This window comes from Arthrobacter sp. TJ-170 (assembly GCF_058269305.1).
Genome location: NZ_JBZCNL010000008.1, coordinates 127,971 through 150,679, shown reverse-complemented (window position 1 = coordinate 150,679; position 22,709 = coordinate 127,971). Strand labels below are relative to the sequence as shown.

General features: G+C 63.9%; 17 protein-coding genes. 11 read left to right on the top strand and 6 right to left on the bottom strand.

Annotated elements, in window-relative coordinates:
• Positions 1-38 precede the first annotated feature (38 nt).
• The 3 genes from AC4D1W_RS14745 to AC4D1W_RS14735 all read left to right on the top strand — a co-directional run bounded on the left by AC4D1W_RS14745 (position 39) and on the right by AC4D1W_RS14735 (position 6,353).
• On the top strand, positions 39-3,440 hold the full coding sequence (locus AC4D1W_RS14745; RefSeq protein WP_490899215.1) for a pyruvate carboxylase: 3,402 nt from the start codon (positions 39-41) through the stop codon (positions 3,438-3,440).
• A gap of 93 nt (positions 3,441-3,533) precedes the next feature.
• Entirely contained in the window at positions 3,534-4,937 is a 1,404-nt protein-coding gene (locus tag AC4D1W_RS14740; RefSeq protein ID WP_490899214.1) for a MinD/ParA family ATP-binding protein, read from the top strand.
• A gap of 3 nt (positions 4,938-4,940) precedes the next feature.
• On the top strand, positions 4,941-6,353 hold the full coding sequence (locus AC4D1W_RS14735; protein ID WP_490899213.1) for a mycothione reductase: 1,413 nt from the start codon (positions 4,941-4,943) through the stop codon (positions 6,351-6,353).
• 6 nt (positions 6,354-6,359) lie between these two features.
• Here AC4D1W_RS14735 and AC4D1W_RS14730 read toward each other — a convergent pair whose 3' ends face one another.
• Positions 6,360-8,180: an AMP-dependent synthetase/ligase gene (locus AC4D1W_RS14730; RefSeq protein WP_490899212.1), complete on the bottom strand. Its 1,821-nt coding sequence runs from the start codon at positions 8,178-8,180 to the stop codon at positions 6,360-6,362.
• A 156-nt stretch (positions 8,181-8,336) separates the two neighbouring features.
• Here AC4D1W_RS14730 and AC4D1W_RS14725 point away from each other — a divergent pair, with 156 nt between their 5' ends.
• Positions 8,337-9,467, top strand: a complete 1,131-nt coding sequence (locus AC4D1W_RS14725; RefSeq protein ID WP_490899211.1) for an ROK family glucokinase — start codon at positions 8,337-8,339, stop codon at positions 9,465-9,467.
• 15 nt (positions 9,468-9,482) lie between these two features.
• Here the strand turns inward: AC4D1W_RS14725 and AC4D1W_RS14720 are convergent, their stop codons facing one another.
• Positions 9,483-9,941 (bottom strand): hypothetical protein, encoded by a 459-nt coding sequence (locus tag AC4D1W_RS14720; protein WP_490892433.1) that lies wholly within the window; start codon positions 9,939-9,941, stop codon positions 9,483-9,485.
• Positions 9,938-10,702 carry an alpha/beta hydrolase gene (locus AC4D1W_RS14715; RefSeq protein ID WP_490899210.1) on the bottom strand — a complete coding sequence of 255 codons (765 nt, stop codon included), beginning with the start codon at positions 10,700-10,702 and terminating at the stop codon, positions 9,938-9,940. The genes AC4D1W_RS14720 and AC4D1W_RS14715 overlap by 4 nt, the downstream gene beginning before the upstream one ends.
• Before the next feature lie 168 nt (positions 10,703-10,870).
• On the opposite strand from AC4D1W_RS14715, the gene AC4D1W_RS14710 reads away from it, so the two are divergent.
• Both AC4D1W_RS14710 and AC4D1W_RS14705 read left to right on the top strand, forming a co-directional pair.
• Positions 10,871-11,809 carry a lysophospholipid acyltransferase family protein gene (locus tag AC4D1W_RS14710; RefSeq protein WP_490892431.1) on the top strand — a complete coding sequence of 313 codons (939 nt, stop codon included), beginning with the start codon at positions 10,871-10,873 and terminating at the stop codon, positions 11,807-11,809.
• Between the two features lie 64 nt (positions 11,810-11,873).
• Positions 11,874-13,244, top strand: coding sequence for a class II 3-deoxy-7-phosphoheptulonate synthase (locus AC4D1W_RS14705; RefSeq protein ID WP_490899209.1), 1,371 nt, complete (start codon positions 11,874-11,876; stop codon positions 13,242-13,244).
• A 47-nt stretch (positions 13,245-13,291) separates the two neighbouring features.
• Here the strand turns inward: AC4D1W_RS14705 and AC4D1W_RS14700 are convergent, their stop codons facing one another.
• Together AC4D1W_RS14700 and AC4D1W_RS14695 are read right to left on the bottom strand one after the other, a co-directional pair.
• On the bottom strand, positions 13,292-15,400 hold the full coding sequence (locus AC4D1W_RS14700) for a Stk1 family PASTA domain-containing Ser/Thr kinase (RefSeq protein WP_490899208.1): 2,109 nt from the start codon (positions 15,398-15,400) through the stop codon (positions 13,292-13,294).
• Between the two features lie 93 nt (positions 15,401-15,493).
• On the bottom strand, positions 15,494-17,056 hold the full coding sequence (locus tag AC4D1W_RS14695; RefSeq protein ID WP_490899207.1) for a LysM peptidoglycan-binding domain-containing protein: 1,563 nt from the start codon (positions 17,054-17,056) through the stop codon (positions 15,494-15,496).
• 270 nt (positions 17,057-17,326) lie between these two features.
• Here AC4D1W_RS14695 and AC4D1W_RS14690 point away from each other — a divergent pair, with 270 nt between their 5' ends.
• Positions 17,327-17,680, top strand: coding sequence for an Rv2175c family DNA-binding protein (locus AC4D1W_RS14690; protein ID WP_490899206.1), 354 nt, complete (start codon positions 17,327-17,329; stop codon positions 17,678-17,680).
• Between the two features lie 8 nt (positions 17,681-17,688).
• Here the strand turns inward: AC4D1W_RS14690 and AC4D1W_RS14685 are convergent, their stop codons facing one another.
• Positions 17,689-18,798: a polyprenyl synthetase family protein gene (locus AC4D1W_RS14685; RefSeq protein ID WP_490899205.1), complete on the bottom strand. Its 1,110-nt coding sequence runs from the start codon at positions 18,796-18,798 to the stop codon at positions 17,689-17,691.
• A 96-nt stretch (positions 18,799-18,894) separates the two neighbouring features.
• Here AC4D1W_RS14685 and dinB point away from each other — a divergent pair, with 96 nt between their 5' ends.
• From dinB to rsmH, 4 genes are all read left to right on the top strand, one after another.
• A complete protein-coding gene (dinB, locus tag AC4D1W_RS14680; protein WP_490899204.1) occupies positions 18,895-20,139 on the top strand; it encodes a DNA polymerase IV in 1,245 nt (414 codons plus the stop codon).
• A gap of 212 nt (positions 20,140-20,351) precedes the next feature.
• A complete protein-coding gene (locus AC4D1W_RS14675; RefSeq protein WP_490899203.1) occupies positions 20,352-20,729 on the top strand; it encodes an SCO2097 family morphological protein in 378 nt (125 codons plus the stop codon).
• A 284-nt stretch (positions 20,730-21,013) separates the two neighbouring features.
• The gene (gene mraZ, locus AC4D1W_RS14670) at positions 21,014-21,445 is read left to right on the top strand and encodes a division/cell wall cluster transcriptional repressor MraZ (RefSeq protein ID WP_490892423.1); all 432 of its coding nucleotides are present in this window, start codon (positions 21,014-21,016) and stop codon (positions 21,443-21,445) included.
• A 214-nt stretch (positions 21,446-21,659) separates the two neighbouring features.
• A complete protein-coding gene (gene rsmH, locus AC4D1W_RS14665; protein WP_490892422.1) occupies positions 21,660-22,652 on the top strand; it encodes a 16S rRNA (cytosine(1402)-N(4))-methyltransferase RsmH in 993 nt (330 codons plus the stop codon).
• Positions 22,653-22,709: the final 57 nt, after the last annotated feature.

Sequence of the window (22,709 nt, the reverse complement as noted above, 5' to 3'; positions counted from 1 at the left end):
AGTCGTCGTTCCATCGACCCGCAGGACGCAGGAGAGCAATGTTCTCGAAGATTTTGGTAGCTAACCGAGGCGAGATCGCCATTCGTGCGATGAGGGCGGGTTATGAAACCGGTGCCAAGACCGTCGCGGTATTTCCTCATGAGGACCGCAATTCGATTCACCGGCAGAAAGCGGACGAGGCCTACCTCATTGGGGAGGAAGGCCACCCGGTCCGTGCGTACCTTGATGTGGACGAGATCGTCCGGGTAGCCAAGGAAGCGGGCTGTGATGCCATCTATCCCGGCTACGGTTTCCTGTCCGAGAACCCGAATCTGGCACGCGCAGCCGCCGACGCCGGCATTACCTTCGTGGGCCCGCCGGCTGAGGTGCTGGAACTGGCCGGTAACAAGGTCCGCGCACTGGAAGCGGCGAAAAAGGCGGGCATCCCGGTCCTGAAGTCCTCCCAGCCGAGCTCCGACCTTGAGGAACTCGTTGCCGCAGCGGATGAGATCGGGTTCCCCATCTTCGCCAAGGCTGTAGCCGGAGGCGGTGGCCGGGGCATGCGCCGGGTAGACAACCGCGAAAACCTGCGTGAAGCCCTCGAGGCGGCCATGCGTGAGGCAGACTCCGCATTCGGCGATCCGACCATGTTCCTCGAACAGGCGGTGCTGCGTCCCCGTCACATCGAGGTTCAGATCCTCGCCGACGCCGAGGGCAATGTCATGCACCTCTTCGAGCGGGACTGCTCACTGCAGCGCCGCCACCAGAAGGTCATCGAGATCGCGCCGGCACCGAACCTGGACGAGGACATCCGGCAGGCCCTGTACCGTGACGCCGTCGCGTTCGCGAAGGCCCTGAACTACGTCAATGCCGGCACAGTCGAATTTCTCGTCGACACCGTCGGTGAGCGCGCAGGCCAGCATGTGTTCATCGAGATGAACCCGCGTATCCAGGTCGAGCACACCGTGACGGAAGAGGTCACGGACGTCGACCTGGTCCAGTCCCAGCTGCGCATCGCGGCGGGGGAGACGCTGGCTGACCTTGGCCTGTCGCAGGACTCCGTGCGGCTCAGGGGTGCTGCCCTGCAGTCGAGGATCACCACCGAGGACCCCGCCAATGGGTTCCGTCCCGACGTTGGCAAGATCACCGCGTACCGGTCCGCCGGCGGCGCGGGTGTTCGACTCGACGGCGGCACCGTGTATGCGGGCGCCGAGATCAGCCCCCACTTCGACTCCATGCTGGTCAAGCTCACCTGCCGTGGCCGGGATTATGAGTCCGCTGTGCGGCGTGCGCGGCGTGCGCTGGCGGAGTTCCGTGTGCGTGGCGTCTCCACCAACATCTCTTTCCTGCAGTCGGTCCTCGATGATCCGGCGTTCATTGCCGGGGACGTGGCAACGTCGTTCATTGACGAGCGGCCGGAGCTCCTGACCGCAAGGGTCCCGGCTGACCGTGGAACCAAACTTTTGAACTGGCTCGCTGACGTCACGGTCAACAAGCCCAACGGCGAGTTGACCGTTGAGCTTGATCCGGCGGAGAAGCTGCCCAAGGTCAGTGGGACGGAGCTGCAGCCGGGATCGCGTCAGCGGCTTCAGGAGCTCGGTCCGGAGGGCTTCGCGGCCGAGCTGCGCGCCCAGACCGCGCTGGCGGTCACCGACACCACCTTCCGCGACGCGCACCAGTCCCTGCTGGCCACCCGTGTTCGCACCCGTGACCTCGTCGCGGCGGGCCGGGCGGTCTCAGTCAAGACCCCGGAACTGCTGTCAGTGGAAGCCTGGGGCGGGGCAACGTACGACGTCGCACTGCGCTTCCTGGGCGAGGACCCTTGGGAGCGTCTGGCTGCGCTGCGCCGGGAGATCCCGAATATCTGTCTGCAGATGCTGCTCCGCGGCCGCAACACCGTGGGCTACACACCGTACCCCGAGGCAGTCACCAAGGCATTCGTGGAGGAAGCAGCCGCCACCGGGATTGACATCTTCCGCATCTTCGATGCCCTCAATGATGTTTCGCAGATGGAGCCGGCCATCCGCGCTGTCCGTGACACGGGAACCGCCGTGGCTGAAGTGGTGCTGTGCTACACCTCGGACATGCTGGACCCCGAGGAAAAGCTTTACACCCTGGATTACTACCTTGACCTGGCACAGCGCATCGTTGACGCCGGAGCGCATATCCTTGCGATCAAGGACATGGCGGGCCTGCTGCGCCCGGCTGCCGCAGCGAAGCTTGTTACGGCCCTGCGCGAGCGGTTCGACCTTCCGGTCCACCTGCATACCCACGACACGGCCGGCGGCCAGCTGGCGACACTGCTGGCGGCCTCGAACGCAGGGGTCGACGCCGTCGACGTCGCCAGCGCCTCGCTGGCCGGTACCACCAGCCAGCCCTCCGCCTCGGCATTGGTCGCTGCTCTAGCTCACACCGAGCGCGACACCGGCATGTCGCTGGAGGATGTCAGCTCCCTCGAGCCGTACTGGGAAGCCGTGCGCCGAGTCTACGCACCGTTCGAGTCCGGCCTGCCGGGCCCCACGGGCCGTGTCTACCGGCACGAAATCCCCGGCGGCCAGCTCTCCAACCTCCGCCAGCAGGCCATCGCCCTCGGCTTGGGTGAGCGGTTCGAGGCCATCGAGGACATGTACACGGCTGCTGACCGGATGCTCGGCCGGCTCGTGAAGGTAACGCCGTCCTCGAAGGTCGTCGGCGACCTCGCCCTCCAGCTTGTCGGGTCCAACGTGGATCCTGCCTCGTTCGAGGAGAACCCGCAGAAGTACGACATCCCGGACTCCGTCATCGGCTTCCTCAGCGGTGAACTCGGGGACCCGCCCGGAGGCTGGCCGGAACCGTTCCGGACCAAAGCACTGGAGGGCCGCACCGTCAAGGTCCGCGACGCCGATCTGAGCGCCGAGGACCAGCAGGCGCTGGATGGGGACTCCGCAACCCGCCGCGCAACGCTGAACCGGCTCCTGTTCGCCGGGCCCACCAAGGACTTCCAGGCCACCCGCAACACCTTCGGTGACGTGTCGGTGCTGGACACCCGAGACTACCTGTACGGCCTGCAACAGGGTGGCGAGCACGTCATCCAGCTTGAAAAGGGCGTCCGTCTCATCGCCACGCTCGAAGCCGTCTCCGACGCCGACGAGAAGGGCATGCGCACGGTGATGTGCACGCTGAACGGGCAGATGCGTCCCGTCGTCGTGCGTGACCGCAGCATCCACACCGACGTCAAGGCCGCAGAGAAGGCTGATCCCACCCAGCCCGGTCATGTGGCCGCCCCGTTCGCCGGGGCAGTGAGCCTCGGGGTGGCTGAGGGGGACACCGTTCAGGCCGGTGACACCGTGGCAACCATCGAAGCAATGAAGATGGAAGCCGGTATCACCACCACCGTCGGCGGCACGGTCAAGCGGCTCGCGATCGGCGCCGTCGAACAGGTACAGGGCGGAGACCTTCTCCTGGTGATTGACCCCGCCTGAACCTGACTGCGCCCTCAAGGCGGAGCCTGCGCTAAGGTGATGCAGAATCCACCTGCAGCACCTGCTGCGGGCATTACCCGAGCGTGAGGAATCATGGCCAACGAGAAAGTGCCGGCAGGACAGTCCACGGAGCAGGGCACTGTTCCGCATGAACCCGGCGAGACCGTGAATGACCAGGGCCACCCTGAAACCGGGACGGCCGGCGGTGAAGTGGAGACACAAGCCGACACGGAAGCGGCCGAGGAAGCCGCTGAGGAGTACACATTGAGCTCCGAGGACGACGACGCGGAGCCGGGTAGCGCTGGTACACCCGGTCCCGCTGTCCCTCAGGCTCCGGTGCCGGACCGCTTGCCGCACATCGGAATCACTTCCGCCACGGAAGGGCAGTTCGAGGGACAGCACCCCACTGATCCTGCCGATCTCACCCTCGCCGACAGCGACATCAGGATTTCCGACGATGAGGAGGGGACCGGGTGGATGCCCTCGGGCGGGCCCGCCAACGAGGTGCCACCGGCACCCCAGGCGGTTACTCCGGCGGTTACTGATCGGAGCGCCCGCCGGGACAAGGGCGAAGGCCCTGAGCCGGCGTCGTCGCTGACCGCGGACCGGCTATTGACTTCACAGCGCCGCGCTCCTGTCGGTGGATGGCGTTTCTGGCTGTACAAAGCGACCTTCGGGTACCTGAACCTGGGCGACTCCGACGCAGTGCGGATCCGTCGTGCCCTCGAGCACCGGGTGAGCGTCCGGTTGGGGGAGCGGACCCGGTACGTTCCGGTACTCTCCCGCAAGGGCGGGGTCGGCAAGACCACTGTGACAACCCTCCTCGGGATGGCGTTGGCCGAGATCCGCGAGGACCGGATCATCGCCATGGATGCGAATCCCGACCGGGGAACGCTCTCGGACCGTTCGCCCGGCAAAGCGGAGTTCACCGCACGCCAGCTGGTGCAAAACCGGTTCATGGTGGATTCATTCGCCCAACTGTCGAGCTATGTTGCCCGTGAGGGTTCTCGCTTGCACGTCCTCGCTTCCGATACCGATCCGACGGTGGCCCAGGCTTTCGACGACGCCGATTACCGCGCGGTCACCGACATCCTCGGCCGGTACTACTCCATCGTCCTTACTGACTCCGGCACCGGCATGGTGCACTCCGTGATGAAGGGCACCCTGGAGAAAGCCGACGCCGTCGTGCTCGTCTCCGGTGGGAGCGTTGACGAGGCGCGACTGGCCTCCGAGACGCTTTCATGGCTCGAAGCGCATGGCCAGCGTGAGCTGGTGGAGAAGGCGATCGTCGTGGTCAATATGTCGTCCGGGAACCGCACCGAAGTGAACGTCGAGGAGATCGAGGAACACTTCAGGTCCCGTGTCAGCACCGTGGTGCGCATTCCGTATGACCGACACCTCGCCGAAGGCTCCCGCGTGGAACTCTCCAAGCTGCAGCCCCGGACGCGGGACGCAGTGGTTGAGCTCGCAGCGCTCGTCGTGGATCAGCTGCACTGATTCGTGGTTCACTACGATCTGGCGATCATCGGTTCCGGCTCCGGAAACACGATCATCACGCCTGAGTGGGACAACAAGAAGATAGCGGTCATCGAAGGCGGAACCTTCGGGGGAACCTGCCTGAACGTGGGATGCATCCCCACCAAGATGCTCGTCTACCCGGCGGACCTTGCGCGCGCCGCCGACGAGGCCGGCCGGCTTGGCGTCGACCTCCGGCACACCGCAACACGCTGGACAGACCTGCGGGACCGAATATTCACCCGCATCGACAGCATCTCCGAGGCTGGTCGGGTGTACAGGGCGGACGAACTGGACCACGTGGACCTCTTCGAGGAGGAAGTCCGTTTCACCGGTGAGCGCACTCTGGTCACCGGTTCCGGCGCGGTGATCACGGCCGATCAGGTAGTCATATCAGCCGGCTCCCGCCCGGTTGTACCGGGAATTCCGGGGCTTGACCTCCCGCAGGTCCACACCTCCGACACCGTCATGAGGCTGGCCGAACAGCCTGCGCGCATGCTCATCATCGGCGGCGGATACATCGCTGCCGAGTTCGCGCACATCTTCTCCTCCCTCGGTACCGAGGTGACCCTCGCCGTCCGGTCCGGCCGCATGCTGCGTTCCCTCGACGACACCCTCTCCGAACGTTTCACAGACCGTGCACGGTTGCAGTGGAATGTCCTGACCAGGCACCAGGTGAGTCGGGTGCACAGTAATGCCGACGGGTCGGTGACGGCTCTGCTGACCGATCCGGATGGCACGGAAGTGGCGGTGGAGGCCGACGTCGTACTGGTAGCGACCGGACGTACACCGAACAGCGACCGGGTGGGCGCTTCGGACGTCTGTTTCGATCGGACCGGTGACGGTCGGATCGCGGTTGATGCCTTCCAGCGGGTGCTGCGACGGGGCGAGCCCGTTCCTGGTGTGTGGGCGCTCGGAGACATCTCGAGCCCTTTCCAGCTCAAGCACGTAGCGAACCATGAGGCCCGTGTGGTCTCCCACAACCTGCTCCACCCGGACGCCCTGCACGCCAACGACCACCGGTATGTCCCGGCAGCCGTGTTCACCCACCCGCAGATCGCAACGGTCGGTCTCACTGAGGAACACGCACTGAAACGGGCGGAAAAGACCGGATCGCGCCTTGCGGTTGCAGTTCAGCAGTACGGATCAACGGCGTATGGCTGGGCAATGGAGGACGCGACCGGGATTGTGAAGGTCATTGCTGAGGAGGACACAGGCATCATCCTCGGAGCGCACATCATGGGCCATGAAGCCTCGAACCTCATCCAGCCGATTATCCAGGCGATGCACTTCGGCCTGGATGCGTTCACCATGGCCCGGGGCCAGTACTGGATACACCCGGCGCTGAGCGAGGTGGTGGAGAACGCCCTGCTTTCGCTGCGGGCGCCCTCCACCTGAGGTTGGTTATCCCGCCGACTGCGTGCGGGGCTGCGAGTAGATCTCATCGACCACCGAGGAGTAGTCCTTGAGCACCTGCGCGCGCTTGATCTTCATCGAGGGCGTGAGGTGGCCGCTCGCCTCGGTGAAGTCCTGCTCAACGATACGGAAGACCTTGATGGCTTCCGCTTGCGAAACCGACTCGTTGGCGGAATCCACGAGAGCCTGGATTTCCGCCTCGACCGCGGGGTGACGGGCCGCTTCAGCCATGGTGGTTTCAGCCGGAAGGTCGTGCCGCTCGAGCCACCCGGGCAGAGCCTCCTCATCGAGGGTGATCAGCGCTGAGATGTATGGCCGCTGGTCTCCGACTACAACGCACTGGGACACGAGCGCGTTGGCACGGATTGTGTCCTCAAGCTGTGCCGGGATGACGTTTTTCCCGCCGGCGGTCACAATGATTTCCTTCTTGCGGCCGGTGATGCTCAGGAAACCGTCCTCATCGAGCTGCCCGATGTCGCCGGTGTGGAACCAACCGTCGGTGAAGGCTTCCTCCGTGAGGTCGGGCCGCTTGAAGTAGCCCTTCAGAACCGAGACTCCCTTGGCGAGGATTTCGCCGTCGTCCGCGATCTTGACCGCATTGCCGGGCAGGGGAGCGCCGACGCTGCCGATCTTGATCTTCTGCGGTGTGTTCACCGAAATCGGAGCGGTGGTCTCGGTCAGTCCGTAGCCCTCGAGCACCATCAGGCCAATGCCGTGGAAGAAGTGGCCCAGGCGGTCGCCCAGCGGTGCACCACCGGACACGGCGTGCTGCACCCTGCCGCCCATCGCGGTTCTGATCTTGCCGTAGAGCAGCTTGTCGAAGACGGCGTGCTTGATCCTCAGTCCGAGACCTACCTTGCCGGCCTGGTCCGCCTTGGACCAGGCGATCGCAACGTCGGCAGCGGCGTGGAAGATCTTGCCCTTGCCGCTGTCCTCGGCCTTGAGCATCGAGTTGTTGTAGACCTTCTCGAACACGCGCGGGACGGCCAGGATGAAGCTCGGCTTGTAGCTCTGCAGGTCGGGGAGCAGGTTCTTCACGTCAGGCGTGTGCGCAACCGTGGCGCCTGCTGCGACGCACAGTACGGAGATGAACCGGGCGAAGACGTGAGCCAGGGGGAGGAACATGATGGTCTGCGCGCCCTCGTGGGCGACCTCGGGCAGCGACGCGGCGGCGTTTTCGGACAGTTCCACAAAGTTGCCGTGCGTAAGTTCGCAACCCTTCGGCTTTCCGGTGGTCCCCGAGGTGTAGATGATGGTCGCGATATCGTCCAGGTCCGCGATCAGGCGGCGCTCCTCAAGCGCTGCATCGTCGATGCCGGTTCCTGCTGCCCGAAGGGTGTCCAACCCGCCGCCGTCGAACTGCCAGACCTCCCGGAAGGCATCCAGGTTCTCGGAAGCGACCGCCTGGCGGACGACGTTCTCGTGCCGGCCGGATTCAACGAAGGCGGCGAGGGCGCCCGAGTCACCGAGGATCCAGGCAACCTGCGACGGAGAGGAAGTTTCATACACAGGCACGGACACAGCGCCCGCGAACCAGATGGCGAAATCCACCAGCGCCCACTCGTACCGGGTGCGCGCCATGATGGCCACTCGATCGCCAGGTCCCACACCGTTCGCCATCAGACCCTTGGCGATTGCGCGAACATCGGAAAGGAATTCCGTGGCGCGGATATCGGACCATTGCCCGGAGGCATCCTTGGTGGCAAACAGGGCAGGATTACTGGCTTTCTCGGCCTGCTTCACCACCAGGTGAGTGGTGTTACTGTCCCGAGGGACCTGCACTTTGACCGGAACGCTGATTTCGCGCACGGGAATCTCCTTTGATATTCGTCACATCCTGCGAGATTTTTCTAGCCTATAGCTTTTCCGGTCGCTCTTACTCTCCAGTAATGTACGAAACGGTAACGGTGAACCGTTGCATTCGGCGCGGCACAGTCCCAGAACGACGGCGGGAGGCCGGCATCCATGCAGATGGAACCAGATGAGGGCGCCACAGCGGGCGGATTCCGCCGCGGCGCCGGGAACCGTCGGCCACTCCGCGCGCCGCAAGCGGCGAGCTCCCGATACGCTGCCCGGCCCCTTCGTGCACGTGGCCTCGCGATCGGCATAGATATCGGCGGAACGAAGGTGGCGGCCGGCGTCGTCGACCCCGACGGTACGATCGTCGCCTCGGCCCGTCGGGAGACACCCGGCCAGAATGCGCGCGCAGTGGAATCGATCATCGTTGACCTCGTGCGCGAGCTCGGGCGCGGGCGCCGTATCCGTTCGGTGGGAATCGGTGCGGCGGGATGGATGGACCTGGACAACGGGACCGTGCTGTTCAGCCCTCACCTCGCGTGGCGCAACGAACCCCTGAGGGCCAACCTCGAGCAAGCCCTGCGCCGGCGCGTTACCGTACTCAACGATGCCGACGCCGCTGCCTGGGCTGAATGGCGTTTCGGAGCAGGCCGCGGCGAGCCGCGGCTCGTGCTAATCACGCTGGGCACCGGAATAGGTGGCGCCATGATCATGGACGGCGTGCTCGAACGCGGACGCCATGGCGTGGCAGGGGAATTCGGTCACCAGATCATCGTCCCCAACGGGCATCGTTGCGAGTGCGGCAACCGCGGATGCTGGGAGCAGTACGCCTCAGGCAACGCGCTCGGACGTGAAGCCCGGGAGTTGGCCACAGCGAACTCGCCGGTTGCACAGACCCTGCTGCACGAAGTGGGCGGCGACGTTGACGCCATCACCGGCGCGGTGGTCACCCGGCTGGCTCTTGAGGGCGACCCGGTTTGCCGGGAGCTGATTGACGACGTCGGGCAGTGGCTCGGACTCGGCCTCGCGAACCTTGGAGCGGCACTGGACCCCGGGACATTCGTCATTGGTGGCGGACTCGGGGCGGCCGGACAACTCCTGATTGACCCGGCGCGGCGTGCCTTTGAACGGAACCTGACCGGGCGCGGCTTCCGACCCGCGGCGAAAATCACCTCGGCTGCCCTGGGCCCGGACGCAGGGCTCGTCGGCGCTGCGGACCTATCCCGCATCCGGTATCGACCGCTGTTGGGCAGGCCGTACGGCACCCTGTCGTCAAGCCGCTTCAGCGAACGGCGCTGAGCCGCCGGCAGGTAGTCAGACTTCCGCGCCGTCGTCGTCGTAATCACGTGTCTTCGGGAGACGAAAAATCAGGAAGGTCACGCTCGCAATGAAGATGGCGACGATGCCCAGCATCACCGTGGTGGACGCCGACCGCCAGAACATCGCGATCAGCAGCAGCGTAACGGGACCGCCCACCGCGCCCAGCCAGGCAAGCACCACGAGGGGATCACCCACCCCCAGCGGGGGAGGCTCGGGGGGCTGGTAGGAGCCGTCATCGTCCTCCTCGGGTGCGGAGTAATCCCGTGGGCCGGCGGGAACCTGTGCCGGTTGGCCCTCGAAGATCGCCCGCACACGTTCCTCGTCCGAGGATGCAGGGTCGGATGACTGCCGCTCGGGCAGTTCGCTGCTGGGCGTTTCCTCCAGACGTGCGACGAGGTCCTGCCAAACGGCGTCGTCAGTGGACTCGTTGGGGTCCTGTGCTCGGGGACTCATGCGGTAGTTCCTGCCGTCACATGCTCGATGAATGCTGCGGAGCGCTCGAAAATGAGCTCCTGGTCGTGGTCCATGGTGGCCACGTGATAACTGTTCTCCAACCGTATTATCTCCAAGTCTGCACTCCCTATGCGCCGCTGCAGAACTTCGAGGCTGCTCTCCGGGACAATCCGGTCGGTATTTGACCGGAACACCAGCGCGGGCGCCGTGACTTCGGGGAGACGGTCGGTGGTGTCACGGAAGAGCCGCACAAGTTGATGAACGGCCGCAACCGGCGTGCGGGCATAGGCCCGCTCATCCACGCCTTCCTTACGGATGTCGTTGCCGATCGCCGGGACGGATTTGAGCAGATATTTCAATAGGCCCACATAGCGTGCGCGTGGATCGGCCATGGTGAGGCCGGGATTGACGAGGACGACGCCGGCCACCGGTTCCAGCGCCGCCAGCCGAAGAGCAAGCGCACCGCCCATCGACAACCCCGCCACTACAACCGAGTCTGTCTCAACCGCGAGCTCCTGGTAAGCAGCTTCGACTCCCTTGTACCAGTGCTGCCACGGCGTTCTGGCGAGCTCCTGCCACGTGGTGCCGTGACCTGCAAGCAAGGGCAGCCGCACCGCGAAGCCCTGGTCCGCAAGGTACCGCGCCCATTCGATCATGCTCGCAGGCGAGCCGGTGAAGCCATGACTGAGAACCACGCCAACCCGTGCGCGGCTGCCCGAACCGTTGGAGGAGAACGCTGCAAGAGCGGGATCAGCCGTCATAGTTTCAATGGTGTCACCGCGGTCGGCACACTGCCAGTGAGATCCCGCACACCGTCCGCCCTTAGAGTAGTGTTCCAAGAAGCCCGTTAGCGGAACGCATGGTATTTGCCTGTTTCCAGATAATCGGAACATCCACGCAGGAAGGCTGGCAGAGTGTTCTACTGGATCATGAAGCGGATCTTTATCGGTCCCCTTGTGAATCTCTTGTTCAGGCCGTGGGTCAAGGGCCTGGACAACATTCCGGCAACGGGTGCAGCTGTGATCGTGAGCAACCACCTGTCCTTCTCGGATTCCATATTCCTCCCCCTCGCGGTGCCGCGTCCCGTGGTTTTCCTTGCCAAATCGGAGTACTTCACCGGTAAGGGCCTGAAGGGAAAACTGACCGCAACATTCTTCAGGCTCTCCAACCAGTTGCCGATGGACCGCTCCGGCGGTGCAGCATCGGCGACCTCGCTCTCCGCGGGTGAAGCGGTGCTGAACTCCGGTGGTGTGCTGGGCATCTACCCCGAGGGGACGCGAAGCCCGGACGGCCGGCTGTATCGCGGCAAAACCGGCGTGGCAAAACTGATTCTCGCAACCGGAGTGCCGGTCATACCGGTAGCCATGATCGGCACCGACAAGGTGCAGCCCATCGGCCGGCGGATCCCGAATATCCGACGCGTGGGCATCATCGTCGGTGAACCGATGGATTTCAGTCGCTACGCCGGAATGGCCGACGACCGCTTCGTCCAGCGTTCCGTTACCGACGAGATCATGTACGCGCTGATGAGGCTCTCCGGCCAGGAGTACGTTGATGTCTATGCCAGCAGCGTCAAGGAACGTCTGGCCGGTGCCAAGACAGCGGGCAAGAAGACCGGGAATAAGACCGAGCGGCCCGCCGATCCGACGCGTCAGGCTGCCGTTCGGCTGGAAGGCTCCAGGCCGGCGAACGCTGTGCCGCCGTCGTCGGACACCTCCCTGCCCCCAAGCGTTGACAGTCCCTTGCCGGGCGAAGTCCGCACGGTCGGGCGTGAGCCGGCCGAAGCCGACGACGATGGACATTCTCGTGCCCATCCTAAAAAGACCAGGGTAAAGCGTGACGGCGATCCCAGTAGCCGTGCTGTGTGACGCAACGGGCCGCTGAATGACAGCAGGGTCCGTCGTCGTCCTGTGGAGCCATTACGCTTAAGTAGTGACCGAAACAACCTTGACCTCCGCTCCCCATTCAGCAGTACCCGAACAGGGGCTGGACAATTGGCGGGAGTTGGCAATCTCGCAGCAGCCCAGCTGGCAGGATGCCGCGGTGCATCGGTCTGCCATGGCGGAGCTTTCGATGCTCCCGCCGTTGGTATTCGCGGGCGAGGTGGATGTGCTCCGCGAAAGGCTTGCTGCCGCTGCGCAGGGCAAAGCATTCCTCCTCCAGGGAGGCGACTGCGCGGAAACGTTCGACGGCGCCACTGCTGACAAGATCAGCGCCCGCGTGAAGACCATCCTGCAGATGGCGGTAGTGCTCACCTACGGTGCTTCCCTTCCCGTGATCAAGATGGGCCGCATGGCCGGCCAGTTCGCCAAGCCGCGTTCATCGAATGACGAAACCCGTGAAGGCGTGACGCTGCCCGCCTACCGCGGTGACATGGTGAACGGATATGAATTCACTCCGGAGAGCCGTGGACACGACGCATCCCGGATGGTGCGCGCCTATCACACCTCCGCGTCCACGCTGAACCTCATCCGCGCGTTCACCCAGGGCGGCTTCGCGGATCTGCGCCTCGTTCATCACTGGAACAAGGGTTTCACGGCCAACCCGGCCCACTCGCGCTACGAATCGCTTGCACGCGAGATCGACCGCGCTGTCCGTTTCATGGAAGCTTGCGGAGCCGACTTCGACGCCCTGACGCGCGTCGAGTTCTTCGCCAGCCATGAGGCGCTGCTGCTCGAGTACGAGCGTGCGCTGACGCGCACCGATTCACGGACGGGCCTGCCTTATGACACCTCCGCCCACTTCCTGTGGATCGGCGAGCGTACCCGTGACATCGATGGCGCCCACATCGATTTTCTTTCACGCGTCCGGAACCCCATCGGCGTCAAGCTCGGTCCGGGCACCTCACCGGATGATGCGCTGGCCCTGATCGACAAGCTCGATCCCAACCGGGAGCCGGGGCGCCTGACGTTCATCACGCGCATGGGTGCCAAGAACATCCGTGAGAAGCTGCCAAACCTCGTATCGCGCGTGACCGACTCCGGTGCGCAGGTCCTCTGGGTGACCGACCCGATGCACGGAAACACCGTCACTTCCCCGAACGGGTACAAGACCCGCAATTTCGACGACGTCATGGACGAAGTGCGCGGATTCTTCGAGGTGCACAATGAGCTGGGCACGTTCCCCGGTGGGCTTCACGTCGAAATGACCGGTGACGACGTCGCCGAGTGTCTCGGCGGAGCAGACCCGATCGATCAGGAAGCCTTCCTCGACCGGTATGAGTCAGTATGTGACCCCCGTCTGAACCACATGCAGTCCCTGGAGATGGCCTTCCTCGTGGCAGGCGCGCTGTCGCGGCGCTGACCGTGACACCCACCGAAGGCGGACGAACCGGCCGCCTTCGGTGACTTTCAGGTCACCGTGATGGTGACCGTTGACCCCTCGGGATGTTCGCCTGTCAGGTCCTGTCCGGCGACCAGTCCCAGCACCGGACGCCCGAATGCGTAGTCCACTTCAACGGTGAATCCGGCCGCTTCCAGCTCGGCGATGGCCTCTGTTTCCGGATCGGAGAATACGTCCGGTACCGGAAGGATGCGGGGTCCGGCGGACAGTGTCAGCGTGACCGCCTCACCGGGCCGCAGTTGCCCGTCCGCAGGGCTCTGCGCGAGGACGGACCCGGCTGGCACCTCGACGTCATTGACCGGCTCGGGAGCCGTAACGGCTGCGAGCCCGGCACGCTCCACAGCGCTGACAGCTTCATCCTCGGGAAGTCCTACGACCGAGGGCACAGCGACCGGCTCAGGGCCCTGTGAAACCACCAAAACCACGGGTGTCCCTAATGCGACCGGTTCACCCTCCGCAGGCGCAGTCGCGATGACTTCGCCTTCGGCGACAGAGTCGCTGAACTGGCGCGTCACCTCTTCCACGTCGAAACCGGCCGCAACGAGGGTGGCGGCCGCTGTTGCTTCGGCAAGCCCGGCAACCGCGGGCACCGGGGAAAGTTCAGGACCCAGGGAAACGAGCAACTGTATCTCCTCCCACGGCCGAACGGGAGTGGAGGCGTCCGGGTCACTGGCGATGACAAGTCCCTCTGCGACGGTATCGGAGTGAACCTGCTCTGCGCTCGACGCCAGTCCGACCTCCGTGAGCAGTGCTTCCGCCGAACTCACCGATCTGCTGGAGACATCCGGAACGGCCACGAGCGCACCGGGTCCGACACCGAAGAACCAGCCGGCTGCAGCGGCCAGAAGCGCAAGAAGGGACAGAAGGATGATGAGGAGAGCATTCCGGCGGCGCCCGCTGCCTGGCCGCAGAGACTTCTCCGGCCGCTGGGCAGCCTTTGCCTGCTCTTTCCGGTAGGCCCTGAAATCCCGGGCCGCAAGCTTCTCGCGTGCGGCGGCGTCCATTTTCCGCTCGGGCATGGATCCGGCAACCGGGGTGGAGCGAAGAACTGCGGTGGGATTGGAGCCGATGCCGACCGCGGTTGTGGGGGAGCCATGGTCACCGATGACCTCGGTTGGGTGCGGGTGCGATCCCACCGCCTCAGTGTCAGGGAAGGGGCCGGCAATCACTTCTGTGTGGCCGCCGTCGTCGTCGGATAAGTCTGACGGTGTATTGCGGGCAGTCGGGGCGAGCTGGTGTTCACTGCCGAAGTCGAGTTCGGCGTCACTCAGCGTTGTCCGGATATGGCGCACCTCACCGAGAAGGGCGTTCCCGTCGATGGGGCGTTCCTCCGGATCGACGGCGGTGCACCAGAGCACCAGTTCATCGAGATCTTCCGCCAATCCCGGTACGAGGGTGGAGGGCGCCGGAACCCGGGAGTTCACGTGCTGGAACGCAATCTGTATGGGAGCGTCGCCGTGGTACGGCTGCTTACCCGTGAGGAGCTCGAACAGCATGATGCCGACCGAGTAGATATCGCTGCGGGCGTCCGCCGCATTACCCGTCACCAGTTCCGGGGGCAGATACGCGGCCGTACCCACCAGCGTGCCGGTGTTGGTACCCGCGGAGATTGCGCGCGCCAGCCCGAAATCGGCAATCTTGATACCGCCTCGTTCGGCGAGCAGCACATTTTCAGGCTTTACGTCCCGGTGGATAAGCCCCGCGTCATGCGCCGCACCCAATCCCTCAATCACCGGATCAAGCATGGCGAGTGCCTGACGCGGTGTCAGGCGCCCGCGTTCCCCCAGGAGATCCCGGAGTGTCCTGCCCGGTACATACTCCATGACCAGGTAGGCGACCCCGTGGTCGGGTCCGTCCTCGATGCCCTGATCCAACACTCCTACGACATGGGGGTGGGAGAGCCTTGCTGCGGACTTGGCCTCCCGCTCGAACCGTTCCAGGAAGTGCTGGTCCTCAGCAAGGTGCGGGTAGAGCACCTTGAGCGCCACATCCCGCTCAAGGCGCTGATCGGTTGCCAGATAGACGGTCGACATGCCGCCGCGCGCCAGCCGCGAACGAACGTGGTAACGCCCGTCCACGACGGTGTCCACCAGTGAGTCTTTCGGCCGCTCGCGCACCCTTCGATACTAAGTGAAACAGCGACCGACCCCCGCACCAACACAGGTTGGTGGGGCATCGGCCGCTGTTCGGGCGCAGCAGGAATTGTGTGTTTAACGGAAGTTCTTCTGGTGGGCTTTGATAGCTGCCACGTAGTTCTTGGTATCAGCGAACATGCCGTGCGTCTTCACCGAGTACTGACCCTGGTAGTAGGACGCGATGGCGGTGTCCAGGTTGGGGCTCGACTGGATGAGCGCCTTGATGATCGCGACCCCTGCTGTTGCATTGTCATAGGGGTCAAGCAGGTTCAGTTTCCGGCCCACGAGCTCGGAGGCCCACTGACCGGACATTGGAATGACCTGCATGGCTCCGATCGCATTGGCAGGCGAGACCGCCCGCTGGTTGAATCCCGACTCCTGGTAGGAGAACGCGAGCGCCAGGCTTGGGTCAACTCCCATCCTGCGCGCAGTGTCCGCGACGATCGCCTTCATCTGCGCCTGCGAGGGTGCCGGCAGGCTGTTCAGGGTGTGCTTGTTCTTGTTGGCTTCTGCCACCACTGCGTCCGGGTAGGTGTAGTGGAGGAAGGTCGATGGGACGAGGTCAGCGGGCTTCTTCTCCGACGTCGCCTTTGACCCGCCGGGAATGGTGAGCTTCTTGCCGGGATGGATGATCGTGCTTGCGGTGAGTTTGTTGGCGGAAAGCAGCGCATTGAGGCTGACGCCGTGCCTGGCCGCGATTGCGCCGAGGGTGTCGCCGGCCTTGATGGTGTACGTGCCGCCGACCGACGGTGTGGACGGCTTCGGCGCTGCGGGCTTTTGGACGGCTGTACTTGAGCCGCCGCTCAGCTTGAGCTTCTGGCCAGGGTAGATGACCGAGGTCATCGAGAGCCCGTTCGCCGAGAGGATGGACCCAAGACTTACCTTGTGGCGCGCAGCGATTGCGCCCAGGGTGTCGCCGGGCTTGATGACATACGCGGCCGCGGAGGACGAGGTGGATGGTTTGGGTGCTGCGGGCTTGGGAGCTGCGGCCTTCGGGGCCGGTGCTGCCGAGGAACCCGAGAGCTTGATCTTCTGGCCGGGATGGATGACGGAAGTCATCGATAGTCCGTTGGCCTTCAGCACTGCTGAGAGGCTGATTCCATGGCGGGCTGCGATCGCGCCGAGCGTGTCGCCGGACTTCACCGTGTACGTGGCGGACGGTTGCTGCTTCGCGGGAGCGGCCTGCTTGGCCGGCGCCGGGACGGACGCGGAACCGGAGAGCTTGATCTTCTGGCCGGGGTAAATGACCGTACTTGCCTTCAGACCATTCGCTTTCAGGACCGCCTGCATGGCCAGCCCGTGGCGTGCGGCGATGCCGCTGATGGTGTCACCTGCACGGACAACATATGTTGCGGGGGAGCTCTGCATGGGCACAACGCGGGGCACCTGGGTCGCAACCAGGGCGGCGGGGATGACGGTTGGGGTTGAAGCAGCGGCACCCGGGATGGTCTTCAAAGGCTGGTAAGCGATGTGGCTTGAGGCCGGAGCTGCGGCGGCGGGAGATGCCAGGGCAACCGAAGAGAGTACGACGGCGGGGATTGCGGCAGAAGAAACCGCGATACCTATTCCGCGGTTCCTGAATGGGGCTATACGGGTGGCTGGCACGTTCAGCGGCGATGACGGGCGCTGGGCGGTCATTGTCTGTCCTCAATCTGTGTTGGCGGGCGTTCCCCGCATGGCAGGGCAAGGAGCGCAGCAGATGCCGCCGTTATCCCCGAGACCCATGGTGCAGTTGATACACAAGTTGTTAGTGTTACCTGTGTGACTCATGTGAATCTACACCATGAGTCACTTACCATGCAGTTCAGAAAAGCTCAGTATTTGCGCAGTATTGGCGTGTCGAAAGATGAGTAGGTTGGGACAGCCGCTGAGTGGAGTTGGGGCCGGTAGGCGTGGCACCCTTAAGGCGTGAATACACTGGAGAATCTCGTGGGCGATTGGCTCACCCTTCCCGACGTCGCGGAAGCGCTCGATCTGTCCATTACCAAGGTCCATGGGCTGATCAATGAGCGTTCGCTGGTGTCGGTGCGCGTAACCGATCGCGGGATCCGATCGGTGCCCGCCGAATTCATCACCGATGGTCACGTTCTCGAAAGCCTCAAAGGAACAGTTGCTGTCCTTGGTGACTCAGGTTTTTCGGATGAAGAGATCATCCGCTGGCTCTTTACTAAAGACGAGTCCCTTCCCGGCCGGCCCATTGACGCGCTGAAGGAAGGGCGCAAGACCGAGATCCGCCGTCGGGCCCAGGCTATGGCGTGGTAGCTGTTCCGTCAGGCAACCCGGGTGACCGCGGCATCGGCAAGGGAAGAGAGCGCGTCCCTGCAGTGTGAATCCAGGGGGAGCGTTTCCAGGGCTTCATAGCTTGCGCGGGCACGTTTCGCGATGAGGTCTTCGACTTCATCGCGCGCACCCGTTGCGTCGATGATGCTTCGCAGGTGCAGGACTTCGTCCTCGCTTAGTCCGGCACGACCGAGCCCCTCATTCAGGTTGCTGTTCTGGCTTGAAGTTCCGGCCTCGAGAGCCTTCGCAATCAGAACTGTGCGTTTGCCCTCCCGTAGATCGTCACCGGCCGGCTTCCCCGTGAGCGCCGGATCACCGTAGACGCCCAGTAGATCGTCCCTCAGTTGGAAAGCTTCTCCCAGGGGAAGTGCGAAGGATGAATAGCCGGCAAGTATCGACGGCGAGGCCCCGGCGAGCGCGCCGCCGATGCACAGTGGATGCTCAGTGGAGTACTTGGCGGACTTGAACCGCACAATGCTGAGCGCGCGCTGCGCAGCATCACGGGGCGCGCGATCCGGCCCTACAGCTTCTTCCAGCAGGTCAAGATACTGGCCGGCCATGACTTCGGTGCGCATCCGATTGAAGATGGCTCGTGCGCTGCCGATCCTCTCCGGTCTCCCGGGAATGGAAGCAAATGCCTCTTCGCTGAGTGACAGGCACAGGTCACCGGCCAGAATCGCTGCGCCTGCCCCGAAGCGTTCCGCATCGAGATGCCAACTGCCTTCGTCATGGCGGCGCTCAAACTGTTTGTGCACGCTGGGGGCGCCGCGCCTGAGATCGGAGCGGTCAATGATGTCGTCATGCATCAGAGCGGCGGCCTGGAAGAGCTCCAGTGACATGCCGGCAGTCACGACGCCGGCATCGTCCGCTGCTCCGCCCGCTCCCCGCCAGCCCCAATAGCACAGCAGGGGGCGCATCTTTTTGCCCCCGGCTGCCAGTCGTTCTACTGCATCAACGAGCACTGCGCTGTCCGCGGACACGCTCTCTAGAACGGTGCGCTGAGCGGAAAGGAAGCTCCGGGTAGCCTCTGAGAGGGACTCACGGAAGCGGTCCTGCTCATCCTGTACGTGGGTGGAAGGAGCAGCGGTACCGTCAGTCATAGGCCCAGTCTAGGCGTTCGCAACCGGTCCCTTCCGGAGTCACGCTCTACAGGCCGGCCGCCGGTATTGACGGTGCCCGACGCTAGAATGAGGAACATGTCCGTCCGTTCCGACCTCGCGGGTATCGAGGATGCGGACTGCACAATTCTTCACGTGGACATGGACGCCTTCTATGTATCGGTGGAGTTGCTGTCCCAGCCGGACCTTCGCGGCAAAGCGGTAATCGCCGGGTCGCCGTCGGGCCGATCGGTTGTACTGTCGGCCTCCTACGAGGCACGGCGGTTTGGAGTCCGGTCCGCAATGCCCATGGCCACCGCTATGCGGCTCTGTCCCCACGCAGTGATCCTCGAACCGCATCATGACCGGTATGCCGAGGTGTCAGCCTCGGTCATGCAGATATTCGGCACGATCACCCCGCTGGTAGAACAGCTGAGCGTGGATGAAGCGTTCCTCGACGTCGCAGGGTCTCTGCGCCGACTTGGATCACCCAGGGCCATCGGCGAGCTGATTCGAACGACAATTCACCGAGAGCTCGGAATAACGGCCAGCGTGGGTATTGCCTCCACCAAATTCGTGGCCAAGATCGCCTCCACGCGCGCCAAACCGGACGGGCTGTTACTGATCCCGGCCGCACGAACTGTCGAGTACCTGCACACGCTCCCCGTTTCGGCACTGTGGGGAGTGGGTGCCAAGACCCAGGAAGTCCTCGCGCGGTTGGGAATACGGACCGTTGAGGATGTTGCCCGTACGCCCGTGACCGCGCTGCAGCGGACACTGGGTGCAAGCGGAGCCCACGTCCACCGGCTCGCCTGGGGAAAGGACCCCCGTCCGGTCACGGTGAACAGGCAGGAGAAGAGCATCGGTGCCGAGGAGACTTTCGCATCCGATATCGCTGACGACGACACACTTCACGCGGAGCTGCTACGCCTCGCGCACCGAACGGCATTCCGACTGCGGTCAGGGCAACTGCGCGCCGCTGGGGTATCGCTGAAGCTTCGCTACGCGGACTTCTCCACGCTGACACGCTCGCGCCGTCTGCCGGAGCCGGCTGACAGCGCCCATGCGCTGTACACGGCGGCGTGCCAGCTCCTCGAATCGGTCGGAGAGCGCCCGCTCAGCGTGCGCCTCATCGGAATCCGCGCGGAGCGGCTTGAGGGCGCGGCAGGCAGTTCCCATCAACTGACGATCGACCGTCAGGACGACAACTGGCGCCTGGCGGAGCAGGCCCTCGATCAGGTGAACGTCAAATTTGGAGCGTCAATGGTCATGCCTGCCCGGTTGCTGAAACCCCCGTCCGCCACGAGGGACGGACACCAGCCGGATCACGCGGCGGAGGAGTGATTTGGTGTGCGTGGCGGCGGCTTCGTTGCCTTACTGTGGCTTTCCCTCGGACTCAATGCAAACTATCCTTATTAGTAGGGATTCGACCACGTGTTGACCCGCCCAAATCAGCAAGCTGCAGCGAATCCGCGGCGGCGGCAGCCGGGAACTTGTTCCCGGCTGAGTTCGTTGTTGGATTTACGGGATTCGGTATCAGTAGCAAGGAGGCAGTGATGGCACTCTCGGAGCACGAGCAGCGACTGCTTGATCAATTGGAACAGCAACTTCATGCCGACGATCCCAAGTTTGCACACTCTATGGCGTCGAGCAGCAACCGCTCAATGTCCACGCGTCGCATTGTGATCGGATCGCTCGTAACTATTGCGGGTCTCGCGGTACTGCTTTTGGGAATCTGGAACCAGTTCATTCCTCTTGGAGTTCTGGGCTTCCTCGTCATGGGCGCCGGTGTGTACTACGCCACCAGCAAAACAAAGCTTGAAGGATCGACGCCGGGTTCAGGTAAAGCGACCAAGGCGTCCAGTCCTCCGCGCGGTGGTTTCCTCAGCACTCTCGAAGAAAAGTGGGACGAGCGTAAACGGGATCAACCCTAGCCCCCAACTTCCTCCACTTTCCCCCACGGGGCCCGCCGAAAGGCGGGCCCCGTGACATTTAACGAGCGCCCGCGCGCTCGTCGAGCTGCCAGCGGTTCCGGAGTGTTGAATATCGCTCCACTTCCCTCCACGCTCCTCATTCCGCATCAGTGAGCCACTCCCGGCTGAGAAAAGGGAGCGACGGGGGCGGTAGTGCATTGACGGGGGAGGATTGTGGAGTAAAGTGGGGGACATAAGAGCGTAGTGGTTGCGCTTGGCCCTCCCGGACGGACAGGCGGTGGCAGATGTTCCTCGGAACACACTCGCCACGGCTGGATGAGAAGGGGCGGTTGATCCTTCCCGCTAAGTTCCGCGACGAGCTGAGTGAGGGTTTGGTTCTGACCAGGGGGCAGGAGCGCTGCATCTACGTTTTTAGTCAGCGGGAGTTCGAGAAGGTCCATGAGCAGATGCGTGAGGCGCCAATCTCATCGCGTCAGGCGCGGGACTACATTCGCGTTTTCCTGTCCGGTGCTTCAGATGAGGTGCCGGACAAGCAGGGAAGGGTGACCATTCCGCCGGCGCTGCGCACCTACGCGGGGCTGGACCGGGAGCTCGCAGTAATCGGAGCGGGAAGCCGCGCTGAGATCTGGGACGCGACCGCCTGGAATGACTATCTCGAAGAGAAGGAAACTGCCTTCTCCGAAACTGACGAGGATGCATTGCCGGGAATCATCTGACCGTGATTGCCAGCCACGAACTACAACACAGCGTTACTGAGTTGCCGGAGGATCTTGGATGAAACCTCCAGCCGCCCAGCGGACGGCTACCTGACTCACCTTCCCCGGAGTCAGGCAGACGGAGGCCAGGTGCGGATGGGGATCTGATCGAAGAACCAACACAACGTTCACACACAGGTGCAGCCTGAACGAGTCAGCAGGAAGGAGCGGGCGTATGGGGGAGGAGCGTCCCACCCAGGAACGGCACGTTCCCGTTCTGCTGGGTCGGTGCATCAACCTCCTCGCTCCCGCCGTCGAAGCTGCCGGCGAGGATGCCGTCGTCGTCGATGCCACCCTGGGCATGGGCGGGCATTCCGAAGCGCTGCTGCAACGGTTCAGTGGACTGCACCTCGTTGGGATAGACCGGGACCGGCAGGCGCTGCGACTCGCCGGCGAGCGACTCGCTCCATATCAAAGCCGCACAGACCTTGTGCACGCCGTCTACGACGAAATCCCCTCGGTGCTCGAGGACCTCGGCATCGACCGGGTGCACGGCGTGCTGTTCGACCTCGGCGTTTCCTCTATGCAGCTTGATGAGCGTGAGCGCGGCTTCGCATATTCCTACGACGCGCCCCTCGACATGAGGATGGACACCAGCACGGGGCAGAGCGCCGCGGATGTCGTGAACACCTATTCCGAGGACGAGCTCCGACGGATTATCCGGACCTGGGGCGAGGAGAAGTTCGCAGGACGTATCGCGTCAGCAGTCTTCGCGGCGCGGCAGGACAAACCGTTCACTACCACCGGCGAACTCGTCGACGTGATTCGCTCGGTAGTCCCCGCTGGTGCCGCCAGGACGGGGGGACACCCGGCAAAGCGCACTTTTCAGGCACTCCGTATCGAGGTCAACGAGGAACTGTCCGTACTTACCCGCGCAATCCCGGCCGCAATCGACGCGATCGGCGTTCACGGGAGAGTGGTCGTGATGTCCTACCACTCCCTCGAGGACAAGATTGTGAAAGCGGCCTTTACGGCTGGAACGCGATCATCTGCACCGGTCGGATTCCCGGTGGAGCTCGAAGAGCACAAGCCGTATCTCAAGACCCTCACCAAGGGCACCGAAGCTCCCACCGATCAGGAGATTGCCGACAACCCACGGGCCGCGTCGGCCAAGCTCAGGGCCGTGGAACGTACTAGAACCAGCACGACAGACAGGAACGCAAGATGAGCCAATCAGTGCAGCAGAGGCCATCTGTGCATCACAGCGCTTCCGCAGCGGGGGGCG